Here is a 15,064-nt window from a genome sequence, read left to right on the forward strand (position 1 = left end):
CCTGCGGTCCGGGCGGGCCGCTTCGGCGACGAGGGGGACGACGCGGTGCAGACCCGGGAACTGAGCATCGCCGGCGCCTGGGAGTTCACTCCCCGGCAGTTCGGCGACGACCGCGGCACGTTCCTGGAGTGGTTCAGGGAGCCTGCTCTCACCGGCGCCGCCGGGCACGGGCTGTCCCTGGCGCAGGCGAACTGCTCGGTGTCGGCGGCGGGGGTCCTGCGCGGCGTCCACTACGCCGACGTGCCGCCCGGACAGGCCAAGTACGTGTTCTGCGCCGCCGGCGCCGTCCTGGACGTCGTCGTGGACCTGCGGGTGGGTTCCCCCACGTTCGGGCGCTGGGAATCGGTGCTGCTCGACGACGTCGACCGCCGCGCGGTGTACCTGTCCGAGGGCCTGGGGCACGCGTTCCTGTCCCTGGCGGACGGCTCGACCGTCGTCTACCTGTGCTCGCAGGGCTACGCCCCCGAGCGCGAGCACGGCGTGCACCCGCTGGACCCCGAGCTGGGCATCGAGTGGCCGCGCACCGGACGCGACGGGCGGGAGCTGGAGTTCACGCTGTCCGGCAAGGACGAGCAGGCGCCGACCCTGGCGCAGGCGCGCGAGGCGGGAGCGCTGCCGTCGCACGCCGACGTGGAGGGGTTCGTCGCCGGCCTGCGGGCGGCCGCCGACCGCTGAGCTCCGCCCTGCGCGCGAGAACGCCTGCGGCGCAAGGCGGTTGCGCGGCGCATGCGGACCCCGGCAGCGTTGGCGACGCTGCGTGACCGATGCCCTACCCTGACGCCATGCCGGACGACCGCCCCTCCCTCCGTCTGCGCCTGGCGGTGCTGTTCCCGGGGGACGCCACCGACCCCACCGTCCGCTCCGGGACCCCCTACGGGGTCCTGCAGGGGCTGAGGCACTGGGGCGTGGACGTCGTCCCGGTCGACGTGCGGCCCGACCCGCGGCTGGAGCGGGGCCTCGCCCTGGCGCTGAGCCCGCTGCACCGCCGCGGCGGGGCCGGCCTGCCGCCGCGCGAGCGGCTGCGCCGCGGGTACAGCGCCGCGCTCGTCGGCGCGCACCTGGCCGCGCTGCGCAGCCGGACCGGCCAGCGGCGCCTGGACGCGCTGCGCGGCCTCGACGGCGTGGTGCAGCTGGGCGCCGGCTACCTCGTGCGCACCGAGCTGCCGAGGGTCGTCTACGACGACATGACCGTCGCGCAGGCCCTGCGGTACCCGTACGCCAACTGGGACGCGATGCGCCGCCGGGACGTCGAGGCGCGGCTGCGCGTGCAGGCCGAGGCCTACGTCTCCGCCACGACGTGCTGCATGACGAGCAGCTGGGCGGCGGACTCCGCGGAGTCCGACTACGGCGTGCCGGCCGGGCGGGTGCGCGTCGTGGGCGCCGGCACGCACGAGGTCCCGCGCAGCCCTGAGCGGGACTTCTCCGTCCCGAGGTTCCTGTTCGTCGGCCTGGACTTCACGCGCAAGAACGGCCCCCGCGTCCTGGAGGCGTTCGCCCGGCTGCGCGCCGAGCACCCCGCCGCCACGCTCGACGTCGTGGGCGGGCACCCGGAGATCTCCGCCCCGGGGGTCCGCACGCACGGGCGGATCCCGCGCGGCACGCCCGAGGGGCGCGCGCGCCTGCAGGGGCTCTTCGACGCGGCCACGTGCTTCGTCATGCCCTCCCTGTACGAACCCGCGGGCGTGGTGTTCACCGAGGCGGCCGCCGCCGGCCTGCCGAGCATCGGCGGCACGAACGGCGGGTCGGCGGACTTCATCGGCGACGGGGGTGTCGTGGTGGACCCCACCGACACCGACGCGGTGCTGGAGGCCATGCGCCGGTTCAGCGACCCCTCGACGGCGGCGGGGACTGGGGCACGGGCCGCGGCGAGGTCACCGCTGTTCACGTGGCCGGCGCTGGCGGGCCGCCTCGTGCGGGGGCTGGGCGTGGACCCGGGCACCGCGGAACTGCCGGAGTTCCTGCCCCGCCGCCCCGGCGCCGCCGCCCTCAGCTGAGGGCGCGGCGCGACGCGGCGAGCCCCAGCAGCTGCGCGGCGCGGTCGTCCCACGTGTTCGCGGCCGCGAACGCCGTGCGGTGCTGGCGGTTCTCCGCGGGCTCGGCGAGCGCCTCGCGCACCAGCCGGGGCAGTTCGCGCGACGGCAGGGCGAAGTGGACCAGGCCGTCGGGGAACTCCCCCAGCGCCGGGCAGCCCGTCGCCGCGGTCGGGGTCCCCGCCCGCAGGTAGTCCCAGATCTTCAGCGGGGAGGCGTAGCGCTGCCACGGGTCGTCGACGTAGGGCACCGTGGCGCAGTCCAGGGCCTCCACCCACGCGGGCAACTGCACGTTGGGCACCGCGGGCAGCAGGTGCACGTTCGGCAGCCGCTGCAAACGCTCGAGGGCACCGCGGTCGGCGCGCGGGCTGACCGGCCCGATGAGCAGGACGGAACCGCCGGGGTTCTCCTCGGCCACCGCCGCCAGCGCCGCGTGGTCCCAGCGGGCGTCGATGCGGCCGACGGCGCCGATGAGCGGGCGCGGCAGCGCGCTCAGCGCCGCCGGCACCGGCCGGCCGGAAACCGGGGCCGTCCGGGCGGACAGCGAACCGTGCCGCAGCAGTTCCGCCTCCACGCCCTCCTCGCGCAGCCGGTCCTGCAGCCGCGTGGAGATCGCGCAGACGAGGTCCGCCGTGCGCCAGGTGCGCTGCTGCCGCTCGCGCACCACCTCGGCGGGCAGCCCGGTGAGGTGGGCACCGGCCTCGAGCCAGTCCTTGACGATCGAGACGCGCACCGCGCCGTCGGGGATCCAGGTGCTGTCGTCGAACGCGGCGGCCGTCACCACGAGACCGACGTCCAGCCCCGCGGCCCGCACCGCCCGCTGGACCTGGGCGCGCCGCCACGGCGCGGACGCCGCGCGCGCCCAGCGGTTCTCCTTGGGGGGCAGCGCCGTGGTGCGCAGGACGTGGACGTGGCCCTCGCTGCGCCGGGGGCGGGCCAGCAACCCGGCCACGCGGCGGGCGCCCGCCACGGCGCCGTGGCGGCGCAGCGGGGTGAGGACGCTGAAGGCGGGGTCGACGAACAGCACCCGGACCCGCTGCGAGAGCGCCTCCGACAGGTAGTGCTCGGTGAGCCAGGTCTCGTCCCAGGGACTGCTGCCGTAGAACAGGACGTCCTCCACAGCGGTCATCTGACCGTTCCGCGCAGCCGGTGTCAAAGACGCGGCCGCACGCCGGTGGCGAGGTTCACCGCGACGTACAGCGCCCTGGCGGTGGAGTACGCGGCCACGTAGCGGGCCGTGGCCGAGCGCGTGGACAGCAGGTGCGCCGGTGCGGGGGGACGCACGACGCCCACGGCACCCAGCCGCACGTGCGCCGCGGCGACCCCCAGGAAGTGCCGCCTGCCGCGCCCCCGGGCCAGGTCGACGTCGCGGCGCCCGCGCGCCACCCGCAGCGTCTTGGTGCACATCGCCGACCACGTCGACCGGGCCGGGTGGTGCACGACCGCGTCGGGGGCGTACCCCTGGGCCCCTCCGCGGGCGGCGAGGCGCTGACCCCACTCCGCGTCGCCGCGCGAGGCCAGCGAGGCGTCGAACGGGCCGATCTCCTCCAGCGCGGACCGCCAGGTGAACAGGTTCGCGGTGACGGCGAAGCGCTGCTTGGCCAGGTACTCGCGCTGCGGGAAGGCGTGCGCGGCCTCGTAGAGCTCCCACGCGGTGCGCGGCCGCCCGGCCGGGAAGGTCAGCTCGACCGCACCGCCCACCATGGCCAGGTGGTCGCCGGTGCGCCGCAGCGCCTCCACGCCGCGGCGCAGCCAGTCCGGCTCCGGCGTGCAGTCGGCGTCGGTGAAGGCCACCACCTCACCGTCGGCCTCGGCCAGCGCGCGGTTGCGGGCGCGGTAGGAACCGGGCACCGGCTCGGACAGCAGCACGAACCGCTCGTCGTCGGGCAGGGCCGCCGAGACGTCCTCGCGGGAGGCGTTGTCCACGACGATCACGCGGAACCTGCCCGCCGGGTAGTCCTGGCGCAGCAGCGCCGACAGGCACCGGCGCAGCTCCTGCACGCCGTCGTGCACGGGCACCACGACGCTGGCGGTGGGGGGCGGGGAGGGCGTCGCGGGCTCCCGCTCGGCGGTCTCGCTGAGGGCGCTCACGCAGCGGGATCCTGCTACGCGTGGTCGCTGGGGCGCAACGCCGGGTGTGCGACGATGCGCCCACCACCCCCAGGCAGCCCGCCCCCGGAAGGACGCCCGTCCCCATGCCGAGCGCCGCCCCGACCAGCGCGCCGACCGTCGACGTCGTCGTCCCCGTCAAGGACGACCCGCGCCTGGAGGCGTGCGTGCGCGCGCTGCTGGTCCAGGACCACCCCGCCGAGAAGCTGCGGATCGTCGTGGCCGACAACGGCTCGCGCGAGCCGCGCACCGACCTGGCCGACCTCGACCCGCGCGTGACGGTGCTGTCGGAGCCGCGACCGGGCTCCTACGCCGCCCGCAACGCCGCCGTCGCGGTGGCGCGGGGGGACGTGCTGGCGTTCACCGACTCCGACACCCTGCCGGACCCCTCGTGGGTGTCGGCGGCCGTGCGCGCCCTGGAGGCGGGGGCGCGCGTCGTCGCCGGTCGGGTGCGGGTGTACCCGCGCGACGCCCGCCGCCCGCACCCCGTGGAGGCCTTCGAGGTCGTCAACGCCTTCCGCCAGGACCGCACCGTGCCGCGGGGCTTCGCCGTGACCGCGAACCTCGTGGTGCCGCGGGACGTGTTCGACGCGGTGGGGCCCTTCGACGCCGACCTGCCCTCCGGCGGTGACGCGGAGTGGTGCGGGCGCGCCGTCGCGGCCGGTTTCCCGCTGACCTACGTCCACGATGCCGTCGTGCGCCACCCCGCCCGCGAGTCCTACGCCGAGGCGTGGACGAAGCTGTGCCGCGTGCAGCACGGCCGGCAGCTGCGGGTGCGCAACGGCGAGGAGCCCCCCGGCGCGCTGACCGCGAAGGCGTTCGTGCCGCCGGTGGGGGCGCTGGCCCGGGCGGTGCGCGCCGCGGAGCTGGACGGCCCGCGCAGCCGCCTGGCGTACGTCGTGGGCGCCTTCTACATGCGCTACGGGCGCGCCGCGGCCGCGGTGAAGTACCGCTGAGCACGGCGGGGACCGGCGGAGCCCGGGTCGACGACCTCGCCCTGGCCCGGCACCAGGAGGACCCCGTGGCACGACCCCGCGAAGCACCGGCGCTGACGACCCCGGGGTCGCTGGCGGACCCGACCCTGGCCAGCCCCAAGGAGTTCGGCGTCACCAGCGACGGCGACTTCGTCGCCGGCAAGCCGCTCCACACGGTCTCCTGCGACTGCTCCTCCGGCGCCCTCCGAGTGCTCCCGAAGGCTCCCGCCGCGCGCTGCGCGCTGCGGGAGCCTTCGCGCGCTCCGTGCTGGCCGGGGCACCCGGTCCCGCACGCGAGCGCGCGGTGGACCCGGCGGGCGTCGAGGTCGGTGCCCTGGCCCGGGTCGCGGCGCACCACCGCGTCGGCCCCTCCCTGGACCACCTGCTGGCCACCGCACCGGGGCGGGCGCTCGCCCCGCTGCGGGCGGCCACCCACCGGGCCGCCGTCGTGCAGGGCGCCCGGCGGCTGACGGTGCAGCTGGACCTGCGCGTGGTCGCCGAGGCCCTGGACGGCCTGCCCTGGGCGGTGCTCAAGGGCCCCGCCGTCGCCGCCACCCTGCACGCCGGCGCCCCCCGCGAGTTCCACGACCTCGACGTGCTCGTGCACCCGGCCGCCTTCGGGGACGCCCTGAGCGCGCTGGAGGCCCGCGGGGCCCGCGCGATGGACCCCGACCGGGCGGGCATCCGCGCCGCCGGCGCCGGCGAGATCGCGGTCGCCCTGCCGCACGGCACGTTCCTGGACCTGCACTGGCACCTGGTGAACCGCCCCGCGCGCCGCTCCCGCTTCCGCGTGGACGTGCCGTCGCTGCTGGGGCGCACCCGGCCCGTCCCGCTGCTGGGCACGCCCGCACCGGTGCTCGACCCGGACGACCAGCTGCACCACCTCGCGCTGCACGCCTGCCTCAGCGGCGCGTGGCGTCTGCTGTGGCTGTACGACCTGCGCCTGGGCGCGGCGACCCGGCGCGGCTGGGACGTGCTCGCGGAGCGGTGCGCCGGGGCCGGCACCGGCCTGCCGGTGGCGATGGCCCTGGGCCGCGCCCGCGACGTGCTGGGCGCTCCCGTCCCGGCACCGGCGCTGCGCGCCCTGGCCGGCCGCTCGCCGTGGGCGGTGCTGGGCACCGCCGCGACCGCGCTGCGGCCCCCGCACGCCCTGACCGGGGCGGGGCGGGGCGGGCCTAGCCCGTGCGCTGGTAGCGCCGCCGGCCCTGCTCGCGCCCGAGGAGCCGGGCCGCGCGGCAGACCCACCGCCCGCGCCGGCCGGGGCCCTGCAGCACGTGGTAGCAGTGCCGCAGCAGCCACACCAGGTCCGAGCGCGAGACGCCGTCCGGCGGCACCGCACCGTGCTCGCGGTACTGCGCCAGCAGGCGCGCCTCGTTGCGGGCGTAGTCGCGGAACTGGCGGGCGGTGCCCTTCAGGTCGGTGCGGTAGCGGTAGCGGACGACGGCGTCCTCGGCCAGGGCGATGCGGTGCCCGGCCAGCTGCACCCGCCAGCTGAAGTCGACGTCGTCGCCGCCGGCCACGTACGACTCGTCCCAGCCGCCGACCGCGAGCGCGACCTCGCGGCGCACGGCGACGTTGCAGCCCATCGCGAAGGGCAGGAACCCGAAGCGGGTCTGCAGCTGCCCGGGGGCGGGGCCGGGGCGCCACTCGCGGCGCACCGCGTCGTTGGGCGTGACCACGTCCATGGTGCCGGCCACGAGGTCGGCGTCGCGGGCGGCGTCGGTGAGGGCGCGCAGCCAGCCGGGGACCACGACGTCGTCGGCGTCGCAGACGGCGACCAGGTCGGCGCGCGCCGCGCGAAGCCCCGCGTTGCGGGCGTGGCTGACGCCGCGCACGTCGGAGGCGTCGACGTGGCGCAGGTCCAGCCCGTACCGCTGCGCCCACCCGGGCACGTGGTCGGCGAGGCCGTCGGTGCTGCCGTTGTCGGCCAGGACCACCTCGAAGGTGCCCCCGTAGTCCTGCGCGGCCAGGGCGGCGAGCTGCTCCTCGACCACGCCGACCACGTTCAGGCAGGGCACGACGACGGACACGTCGACGGCCCGGTCGGCCGGGGCGGCGTCGGGCGCGGGGGCGGTGGTGGGCTCAGCGCTCACGGTCGGTGCCAGCTCCTGGGGTCGGGGTGACGGTGGGCGGGACGTCCGGGGTGACGGCGGTGCCGGGTGCGGCGCCGACCGCGACGGCGTCCTCGGACGGCGCCTGGGCCGGCGGTGCGGCCGGCCGCCGGCGGCGCAGGCCGCGCACGTCGGCGAGGACGCTGCGCACGACCGGGCGCGCCACCAGCCACAGCGCCACCGGGTAGGTGGCGGCGGCGACCGCGAGGGCGACGACCACGCGCAGCCACGCCTCGGCGTCGTCCAGCAGGAGGGAGGAGACCTGCACGAGCAGGGCCATCACGACCGCGGCGAGGAGCACGCGCCAGGCCTTGAGGGAGCTGCGCAGCGGCAGCCCGACGGTGCGGTGCAGCACAACCTGGCGCACCGGCAGGGCCAGCACGACCCGCGCCAGCAGGCCGACGGCCACCCAGAGGAGCCCGTGCGGGAGAAGGACCACGACGATCCCGAGGTGCAGGGCGACGATGACGCTGACCATGACGACCTCGGGGCGCAGCGTGCCGACGGCCACGAACACGGCGCGGTCGAACTGGCTGAACACCGCGAGGGCGGCGGAGAGGGCGACGACCTGCGCGACGCGGGAGGTGACGGCCCACTGCTCGCCCAGCAGCAGCGGCACGAGGTCGGTGCTGGTGACGGCGAGCAGCAGCATGGCGGGGAACATGACGAGCCCGGCGGTGTACAACGCCGACTCGTAGGCGCGGAACAACCTCGGCCGGTCGTCCTGCAGCTTGGCGAAGGCGGGGGTGGCCACGGTGCTGACGACGGAGCTGCCCGTCTCCTGGATGATCTTCACCAGCCGGTTCGCCAGCGCCCAGAACCCGAGGGTCGTGGCGCCGGCCACCCCGGCGATCACGAACTCCTCGCCGCGCGTGCGGGCCTGCAGCAACAGGTCGATGCTCAGCAGCTTGCTCCCGAACGTGAGCATCGCGCGGGCTTCGCGCCGGTCCAGCAGGAACCGCGGCCACCAGTGCACCACCGACCAGGTGATGGCGACGTTGACGACCCCGCGCACGAGGTTCTGGGCGACGAGCGCCCACACGCCCGCGCCGAGCAGGGCCAGGACGATGGCGACCACGGAGCCGAGGAGTGTGGCGACGGTGCCGCGCAGGGCCAGCTGCTTGAAGCGCATGTCGCGGCGCATCAGCGCGCTGGGCACGCTGCCCAGGCCCGTCAGGACGAGACCGAGGCTGAGCCAGCGCAGCACCGGCGCCAGGCCGGGTTCGCCGAACAGCGCGGACACCGGTCCGGCGAGCGCGGCGAGCGCGCCGGCGAGGAGCGTGGCGAGCAGCATGCTCGTCCAGAACGCGGTGCTGCGGTGCCGCTCGCCGAGTCCGGGGGTGCGGATGAGGTAGGTCGCCATGCCGCTGTCGCCGAGCAGCTGCAGAACGGCGATGACGGACATGGCCAGCGCGACGAGGCCGAACTCGGCGGGCTGCAGCTGGCGGCTGATGACGATGAACGCGCCGGCGGTCGTGGCGCGCACGAGCCACATCTGGGCGCCGCTCCACAAGACGCCGGACGCGGCGCGCGCCCGCAGCGAGGGCGTCACCGCGCAGCTCGCGGGAGCTCCGCCGGACACGGTGGCACGGGCGATGGCACGGGCAAGGAACACCTCTCTCCGCCCAGCGCCGAGGCCGGGTCGACCACACTCGACTGGACCCCACCGTCACACGCGCGGCCCAGGGTACCGACGGTCATCTCACGGCCTCAAGCAGCGAGGGGGCGACGCGGGTGGTCAACGCGATCAGCGCCCCAGCCGCGCCAGCGCCTCCGGGACCTCCGACCAGGAGGCCGCGAACGACGTCCCCGGGTCCTCGGCGGTCCAGGTCTCGTGCAGCGCCCGCACCTTGCCGAACCTGTCGTTGACCACGACGTGCGGGATGCCCAGCAGGGTGCTGATGACGTGCCCGTGCAGCCGGTCGGTGACGACCCGCTCCCCCACGGACAGCATCGAGCAGGCGCGCTGCAGGTTGGCCCGCGCCAGTGCCCGCATGGCCGTCCTGGCCGCCACGGCGACCGGGCGGGCGCCGGTGCGCCGCTGCTGGGCGTTCAGCCGGCGAGCGAGGCGCAACAGCACCGCTGACCGGGAGCGGGGCGGGGCGGTGATCCAGTCGAAGGTCTCCTCGAAGCCCTCCACACCGCCCGCCTCGCGGTCGGTGCGGGCCTGCACGACCAGGGGCCGGCCGGCGGTGCCGCGCGGCAGCGCACCGAGCGCGAAGGCCAGGTCGGGCACGAGGCGCACCTCGCAGTCGTAGTCCCGCACCGCGATGTCGTAGCTGCGCCGGTCGCGCACGAGGAAGGTGAAGCGCCCGTGCTCGCCGACCGCCCGGCGCAGCTCATCGCGGTGTCGCTCGTCCACGTGCTCGATGGACTGGGGCATCTGGACCGCGTCTCTGCCGCGGGTGTCGCGCAGGAACCGCAGGCGCAGTTCGTGGTGGGTGGGGTATAGCCCTCCCCAGGTGCCACCGGCCATGGACACGGGCAGCGAGCCGGGATCCAGCAGGTCGGGGCGGTAGGAACGGCGGTCCAGGATCCTGGTGACCCGCGCCCCGCGCTCGGCCGCGACGGCCTCCAGCCCGAGGTGCAGGGCGGAGTCGCCGCAGTTGAGGTGCATGGGGAAGTCCAGGGCGATCCATGACCGGTGCGCTGGCAGGACCTCCCCCAGGTCGCTCAGCAACCGCGCGCGCAGCGCCTGCACGACCGGAGGGCCGGCGCCCACCGCGTCGCCGCCCCCGTCCGTCCCGTCCTGCACGTCCACCCCGTCCTGCACGTCCGTCCCGCCCCTCTCGTCCGTCCCGTCGCGACCCGCCACCCGGCTCACCGCCGCGCCCCCGCGGGACGGGGTGCGCCCGGCCCGCTCGCACCGTCCTCGATCCGCCTCCGGGCGGCGCCCGCCCGGGACGCCAGCAACCCCAGCGCCACCACGAACAGGACCCTCGGGTGCTGGAAGGACATCACGTCACTGGTCGCCGCCCCCATGGCCACGACCACGAGGACCGCCAGCAGCGAGCGGTTCAGGCTGCGGTCGGCGGCGTCGGGGGCCAGCACGCTGCGGTCCCACGCCACGGCGCCGCCGACGAGGAACACCAGCACGAACACGGCCACGCCGATCGCGCCGCCGCCCACGAGGGTCCCCAGGAAGGTGTTGTCGAGGTACACCCCGCCGGTCTCGGGCCGGTACACGCCGGCGCCCATCCCGAACCAGGGGTTCTCGCGGAACATCTGCTCGACGAGGGCGTAGTCGTCCAGCCGCCCGGTGACGCTGTCGTCCTCCTCCGCCAGCAGGAAGATCTGCGTGAGGGAGCGCGACAGCTCCGGCACGAGGACGAACATGAGCACGGCGCCGACGGCGGCGGTGACGAGCGCGGCGAGCTTCTGCCGCGCCGGCCACACCGACACGGCGACGGCCAGGCCGAGGACCAGGCCGAGCACGGCGGTGCGCGAGACCGACAGGGGGATGCCGACGACGATGACGGCGGAGGCCACCGAGGCCCAGCGGCGGCCGTGGGCGGTGACGGCGTGCCGGGCCAGGTGCAGGGCGATCGGCAGGGCCGCGGTCAGGCCCAGGGAGTACTCGATGGGGTGCTCCCCGGTGCCGCGCGCGCGCAGGAAGTCCAGGCGGCTGACGGTGCCCAGGGTGGGGGTGTTCTCCACCAGGCCCACCGCCCGCACGAGCGACGCCCAGCTCGGCAGCAGCCCCGCCCAGCTGGCGGCGGCCACGAGGGCGGAGAACGCCGCGCACCCGACGATCCAGCCGAGGATCCGGTCGAGGTCGTCGCGGCGGCGCAGCGCCAGCCACAGGTAGAAGCCGACACCGGTCGCGCTGAGCGAGCCCGTGAGCGAGCGCAGCGCCCCGGCGGTCTCGGCGGCGTCCAGGGGGCTGGTGAGCGCGACGCCGTAGGTCCAGAACGCCTCGGCGAGGGTGAGCACGAGGACGCCGCCCACGAGGGACCAGCGCGGGTCCTCGCGGTCGGCGCGGCGGCGGCGCGCGGCGAGGACGGTGAGGACCGCCAGGACGAGGCAGGCCAGGGACAGCAGCCGGGCGGGGGCGCCGTTGGACTTCAGCGGGCCGGGCAGCACGAAGTTGCCGGGCAGGGTGAAGGCGAACACGACCACCGCGATCGGCAGCCAGGAGATCCGCAGCGGGCGCGGGCGGGTCGCGACGGACCGCAGCGGGTCCGCGACGGCGCGACCGATCGACGCGGCCGCCGAGGTGGCGCTCAGGAGGACCGGGCGGAGCTGCCCGCCCGCGCCCGCGCCTGGCCGGTGCCCTGCGCGCCGCGCTCGGCCCCCTGCTCGGCCCTGTGCTGCCCGCCGCCGTCGGGACCGCGCAGGTCGAGCCCGGCGGCGCCCGCGGTCGCGGGAGCGGGGCTCGAGCCGGACGTGGAGCCGGACGTCGAGCCGGACGTCGAGCCGGACGTCGAGCCGGACGTGGACGCGCGGCGGCGGCGGCGCTCGGCCAGCGAGGTGAGGGCGAAGTCGATCAGCACGATCAGCACGGTGCCGGCGGCGAGCCCGCCGAGGGCGATGGCGCCGACGGAGCGCGCCCGGTCCGGGTACAGCTCGCGGGGCCCGTCGGTCGGCGTGGACTGGATGACGATGAACAACCCGTCGGCGGGGGCCTCCACGCGCTGCTGGACCTCCAGCAGCTGCTGCCTCGCCGCCTGCAGCGCGGCCTCGACGAGGGCGGGGCCGGCCTCGGGGCTCGTCGTGCTCACCACGACGGGGAAGTAGGTGCGGTTGCCGGAGCTGCTGCTCGCCTCGCCGGCGGAGAAGCCCGCGTCCGGGAAGGCGGACAGCACCCCGGCCTGCACGGGCGCGGTGTTCAGCGCCGTCGACACGGTCGCGGCGAGCGTGCTGGCCCCGCCGGACAGCGAGAAGGGGTTGCTGGGTCCCGGCTGGGTCCCGGGCTCCTGCTCCGGCCGGGGCGTGGACAGGGAGACGCTGGGGGTCACCAGGAAGGTCGCGGAGGTCTCGTACTCCGGCTCCGCCTGGTTCCACACCCCGCGCGCGGCCCAGGCCACGAGGGCGACGACCACGACGGTGAGGTACCAGCGGTGCAGGAGCACCCGCGTGAGCGATCCGATGGTCATCGACTTCTCCTCGGCGTCGTCTTCCCTCGCGCACCCGGGACGGGAGAGGGCGCGTCCTCGGGCATCGTCAGGCCGGGTGACACCCACCCGGCCCTCGGTTGACGACGCAGAGCATTGCACAGTCACCGGAGGTAGCAGGAATACGTGCTCGGGGCTCCGTCGACCGGTCGCGGCCGTCGCGACGTCCGCGGTGACCGTCCGTGCAAGGCCCGCTCGTATGCTGGCCGCGCCGCCAGTCCCGACTGGTCCCGACCGCCCGGCCGCGGTGTCCTCGAGGGTGAGCACGCCGGACGACTCCCGAGAGGTGCCCGTGCCCCGGCTGCCCCGCCCCGCCGCCCCCGCCGCCCTGCTCGCCCTCGTGCTCGTCCTCCTGACCGGGGCGTGCGGCGGGGAGGAGGAGCAGGAGGACCGCTTCGCCGCGCAGCGCACGCGCCTGGAGCAGCAGGCCCGCGTCCTGGGCATCCCCGAGGGCTTCCCCGGCCCGCACGACACCGGTGTGCCACTGGGTGCGGTGCTGCAGCCGTCGGGACCGTTGACGATCACCGAGGACGGCCGGGTCGTGGAGAACCTGGACGTCGACGGGTGCGTGTCCGTCAAGGCCGACGACGTCGTCCTGCGCAACGTGCGGATCCGGTGCGGGCACCAGCAGCGCGCGATCGTGATCGAGGGCTCGGACCGGAACCTGCTCGTGGAGGACTCCGAGATCGACGGCCTCGGGAGCACCGAGATCGCCGTGGGGTGGAGCGGCTACACGCTGCGCGGGGTGGAGGTGCACGACGTGGTCGACGGGCCCCGCCTGGGCAGCGGCGTCACCGTCGAGGACAGCTGGATCCACGACATGGTGCGGGTCGGCGACCTCCACAGCGACGCCCTGCAGTCCAACGGCGGGACGGGCATCGTCGTGCGGGGCAACACCCTGGTGCCCACGGACACCGGCACCGGCGACGTCCTGAACGCCGCCGTGCAGCTGGGGGCCGAGAACGACTCCGGGCAGTTGTCCGACGTGCTGATCGAGGGCAACTACCTCGACGGCGGCAACTACAGCGTCAACGTCCGCGACGACGAGGGCGTCTCCGGGATCGTGCTGCGCGGCAACGTCTTCGGCGACGGCGCCCGCTACGGGCCGGTGCTGGCCCCGCAGGACGCGGTGCAGGTCGCGGACGACAACACCGGCAAGCGGTCCGAGGCGACCGTGCGCGTCGTGGAACCGTGATCAGCGACACGGCCGAACGCTCGGGGGTGACTGCTACGGTGCGCTGCGTGAGCACGCCGAGCCCCGGGGAGCCGCCGAAGGGCAGCGTCGTCGTCCCCGCGCACGACGAGGGCGCCGTCATCGACCGGTGCCTGCGCGCCCTGCGGCCGGGTGACGACCTGGAGGTCGTGGTGGTCGCCAACGCGTGCACCGACGACACCGCCCAGCGGGCCCGCGCCCACGGCGTGCGGGTCGTGGAGACCCCGGTCCCCGGCAAGGCGAACGCCCTGGACCTCGGCGACGACGCGTGCACGGTCTTCCCCCGCGCCTACCTGGACGCCGACGTCACCGTCGACGGCGACGACCTGCGCCGCGTCCTCGACCTGCTGCGCGAGGGTCCGGCACTGGCGGCCGCGCCGCGCCTGCGGGTGGACGTCAGCCGCTCCTCCTGGCCGGTGCGCGCCTACTACCGGGTGTGGACGGCGCTGCCGTACGTCACCGACGACCTGATCGGCTCGGGGCTGTACGCCCTGTCCCGCGAGGGCCGGGCCCGCTTCGGCCGCTTCCCCGCAGCCACCGGCGACGACACCTTCGTGCGGGCCCTGTTCGCGCCCGGCGAGCGCGTCTCGGTGCCCGGCACGACCTTCACCGTGCACCCCCCGCGCACCCTCGGCGCCCTGCTCGCGATCAAGACGCGCGCACGCTTCAGCGTCGGCGAGCACGTGGTCTCCGCGGCACCGACCGCCGCCGGGGCGGGCCCGCAGCCGGCCTCCGCCGCGCGCCGGCTGGCCGCGCGGCCCGGGCTGTGGCCGTCCGTGCCCGTGTACGCGGCCGTGGGGCTGCTGACGCGGCTGCGCGCCAGGCGCCGCCTGCGCGCCGGCGCGCAGGCCCCCTGGGACCGTGACACCACCTCCCGCACCGCCCCCGCCGCCTGACGGCCCACGCCCAAGCCCACGCCCACGCCCACGCCCCGAGGAGGCACCGCGATGCCGAGGTCGCTGAACCAGTTGCGCTGGCTGCGCAAGGGGATCGTCGGGGTCAGGCGCGCGGTGAACGTGCGCGTGTGGGGGATGGACATCCACCCCACGGCGACGTTCAGCCTGTCCGCCCGCTTCGACCGCACCCACCCGCAGGGCATCCACATCGGCGAGCGCAGCTACGTGGCCCTGGAGGCGATCATCCTCGCCCACGACATGACGAGGGCGAAGAAGACGCACACGCGCATCGGCCGGCACTGCTTCATCGGCGCCGGCAGCATCGTGCTGCCCGGCGTCACGATCGGGGACGGCTCGATCGTGGCCGCCGGCGCGGTGGTCACCAAGGACGTCCCGCCGGGCTCGATCGTGGCCGGCTCCCCCGCCCGCGTCATCCGCAGCGACATCGTCGTCGGGCCCTACGGCAGGCTCGTGCGCACCGACCACCCGGCCGTCGCACCGCAGGTCTGACCCGGGGCACCACCCGTCCGGGGGACCCGTGCGCCGCTCCCCCCGCCTCCAGCCACGGAGCGTGACGCTTCGCTGCAGAAACCACCCCGTCCGCCTCACACGACGGG

At 76.2% G+C, this 15,064-nt stretch carries 13 protein-coding genes and 1 pseudogene; 7 read left to right on the top strand and 7 right to left on the bottom strand.

Translation table 11 applies throughout. The annotated features are described in order from the left end of the window. Positions 1-45: 45 nt before the first annotated feature. On the top strand, positions 46-675 hold the full coding sequence (locus tag ACRYR8_RS04060) for a dTDP-4-dehydrorhamnose 3,5-epimerase family protein (protein ID WP_432482793.1): 630 nt from the start codon (positions 46-48) through the stop codon (positions 673-675). Between the two features lie 107 nt (positions 676-782). Further along, positions 783-1,994, top strand: a complete 1,212-nt coding sequence (locus tag ACRYR8_RS04065) for a glycosyltransferase family 4 protein (protein ID WP_432482794.1) — start codon at positions 783-785, stop codon at positions 1,992-1,994. On the opposite strand, the gene ACRYR8_RS04070 is transcribed toward ACRYR8_RS04065, so the two are convergent. Together ACRYR8_RS04070 and ACRYR8_RS04075 are read right to left on the bottom strand one after the other, a co-directional pair. Then, positions 1,987-3,159, bottom strand: coding sequence for a glycosyltransferase family protein (locus ACRYR8_RS04070; protein ID WP_432482795.1), 1,173 nt, complete (start codon positions 3,157-3,159; stop codon positions 1,987-1,989). The genes ACRYR8_RS04065 and ACRYR8_RS04070 overlap by 8 nt on opposite strands. A gap of 23 nt (positions 3,160-3,182) precedes the next feature. After that, positions 3,183-4,121: a glycosyltransferase family 2 protein gene (locus tag ACRYR8_RS04075; protein ID WP_432482796.1), complete on the bottom strand. Its 939-nt coding sequence runs from the start codon at positions 4,119-4,121 to the stop codon at positions 3,183-3,185. A 104-nt stretch (positions 4,122-4,225) separates the two neighbouring features. Here ACRYR8_RS04075 and ACRYR8_RS04080 point away from each other — a divergent pair, with 104 nt between their 5' ends. After that, positions 4,226-5,095, top strand: a complete 870-nt coding sequence (locus tag ACRYR8_RS04080; RefSeq protein ID WP_432482797.1) for a glycosyltransferase family 2 protein — start codon at positions 4,226-4,228, stop codon at positions 5,093-5,095. 322 nt (positions 5,096-5,417) lie between these two features. After that, a pseudogene (locus ACRYR8_RS04085) lies at positions 5,418-6,155 on the top strand (nucleotidyltransferase family protein); the annotation flags it as partial. Positions 6,156-6,288: 133 nt separating this feature from the next. Here ACRYR8_RS04085 and ACRYR8_RS04090 read toward each other — a convergent pair. The 5 genes from ACRYR8_RS04090 to ACRYR8_RS04110 form a co-directional block, all read right to left on the bottom strand. Next, positions 6,289-7,206, bottom strand: a complete 918-nt coding sequence (locus ACRYR8_RS04090; protein WP_432482798.1) for a glycosyltransferase family 2 protein — start codon at positions 7,204-7,206, stop codon at positions 6,289-6,291. Further along, positions 7,196-8,776, bottom strand: a complete 1,581-nt coding sequence (locus ACRYR8_RS04095; RefSeq protein WP_432482799.1) for a lipopolysaccharide biosynthesis protein — start codon at positions 8,774-8,776, stop codon at positions 7,196-7,198. The genes ACRYR8_RS04090 and ACRYR8_RS04095 overlap by 11 nt, the downstream gene beginning before the upstream one ends. Positions 8,777-8,971: 195 nt before the next feature. Further along, a complete protein-coding gene (locus ACRYR8_RS04100; RefSeq protein WP_432482800.1) occupies positions 8,972-10,039 on the bottom strand; it encodes a polysaccharide pyruvyl transferase family protein in 1,068 nt (355 codons plus the stop codon). Between the two features lie 5 nt (positions 10,040-10,044). After that, positions 10,045-11,337, bottom strand: coding sequence for an O-antigen ligase family protein (locus ACRYR8_RS04105; protein ID WP_432482801.1), 1,293 nt, complete (start codon positions 11,335-11,337; stop codon positions 10,045-10,047). Between the two features lie 110 nt (positions 11,338-11,447). Next, positions 11,448-12,320, bottom strand: a complete 873-nt coding sequence (locus ACRYR8_RS04110; RefSeq protein ID WP_432482802.1) for a hypothetical protein — start codon at positions 12,318-12,320, stop codon at positions 11,448-11,450. Positions 12,321-12,597: 277 nt separating this feature from the next. Between ACRYR8_RS04110 and ACRYR8_RS04115 the strand changes: the two genes are divergently transcribed. The 3 genes from ACRYR8_RS04115 to ACRYR8_RS04125 are packed head-to-tail and all read left to right on the top strand — an operon-like array spanning position 12,598 to position 14,957. After that, positions 12,598-13,533: a right-handed parallel beta-helix repeat-containing protein gene (locus ACRYR8_RS04115; protein WP_432482803.1), complete on the top strand. Its 936-nt coding sequence runs from the start codon at positions 12,598-12,600 to the stop codon at positions 13,531-13,533. Between the two features lie 47 nt (positions 13,534-13,580). Next, complete coding sequence (locus tag ACRYR8_RS04120; RefSeq protein WP_432482804.1) at positions 13,581-14,447, top strand: glycosyltransferase; 867 nt, start codon at positions 13,581-13,583, stop codon at positions 14,445-14,447. Positions 14,448-14,498: 51 nt separating this feature from the next. Beyond that, on the top strand, positions 14,499-14,957 hold the full coding sequence (locus tag ACRYR8_RS04125; RefSeq protein ID WP_432482805.1) for an acyltransferase: 459 nt from the start codon (positions 14,499-14,501) through the stop codon (positions 14,955-14,957). The last annotated feature ends 107 nt before the right edge of the window (positions 14,958-15,064 follow it).

Origin of the sequence: Kineococcus esterisolvens (assembly GCF_050871405.1) — a bacterium.
GTDB lineage: Bacteria > Actinomycetota > Actinomycetes > Actinomycetales > Kineococcaceae > Kineococcus.

Coding starts and splice junctions, on each gene's coding strand:
- ACRYR8_RS04065 (WP_432482794.1), top strand. CDS start 783: ATGCCGGACGACCGCCCCTCCCTCCGTCTGCGCCTGGCGGTGCTGTTC.
- ACRYR8_RS04070 (WP_432482795.1), bottom strand. CDS start 3,159: ATGACCGCTGTGGAGGACGTCCTGTTCTACGGCAGCAGTCCCTGGGAC.
- ACRYR8_RS04080 (WP_432482797.1), top strand. CDS start 4,226: ATGCCGAGCGCCGCCCCGACCAGCGCGCCGACCGTCGACGTCGTCGTC.
- ACRYR8_RS04110 (WP_432482802.1), bottom strand. CDS start 12,320: ATGACCATCGGATCGCTCACGCGGGTGCTCCTGCACCGCTGGTACCTC.
- ACRYR8_RS04125 (WP_432482805.1), top strand. CDS start 14,499: ATGCCGAGGTCGCTGAACCAGTTGCGCTGGCTGCGCAAGGGGATCGTC.